Raw genomic sequence first — 483 nt, forward strand, 5'->3', positions numbered from 1 at the left:
ATCATCGAGCTGAATGATGCCGCTGATGGGCTGCTTGTCATCGGACTCTTTCATGGCTTGCAGCAGCTTGTGCTTGAGCATCCAGGCGGTGTCATATTTGACGCCCAACTGGCGCTTTAGCTCCATCGCTGACAAGCCTGTTTTGGGGTTCATCGCGGCTTTCCGGGGAAGGCCGCCTTGATTTTCAGAAAAAAGTATTCTGAGTCCCTAAATCCATATGCCATGCGCTTTATCACTTTGATCTTGTTGTTCACCCCTTCCAGCACACTCGTGTGCATCGGGTAGTTTGCACTCGCCAGGATCCCCCGCATATATTTCGATAAATTTCGACCAAATTGTTGCAGCGGCGCTAGCCCGCTTTCCTTCACCTGCCGCATCCAGCTCCGCCATCGTCGCCATCCTTCCCACACGCTCGGCGCATACCAGATGCCCTTCAACGCCTCTTTCAGCACGTACACCATCGCCAGCGGTTGATTCGCCGCC

General features: G+C 54.0%; 1 protein-coding gene and 1 pseudogene. Both read right to left on the minus strand.

All coding sequences use genetic code 11. The annotated features are described in order from the left end of the window. A pseudogene (locus J9892_RS21490) lies at positions 1 to 144 on the minus strand (IS1595 family transposase); the annotation flags it as partial. A gap of 5 nt (positions 145 to 149) precedes the next feature. Next, positions 150 to 483 (minus strand): transposase (locus tag J9892_RS21495; protein ID WP_210538933.1); only part of this gene is annotated, 334 nt, incomplete at its 5' end.

It is taken from the genome of Aeromonas sp. Prich7-2 (genome assembly GCF_017939255.1).
Classification (GTDB): domain Bacteria; phylum Pseudomonadota; class Gammaproteobacteria; order Enterobacterales; family Aeromonadaceae; genus Aeromonas; species Aeromonas caviae.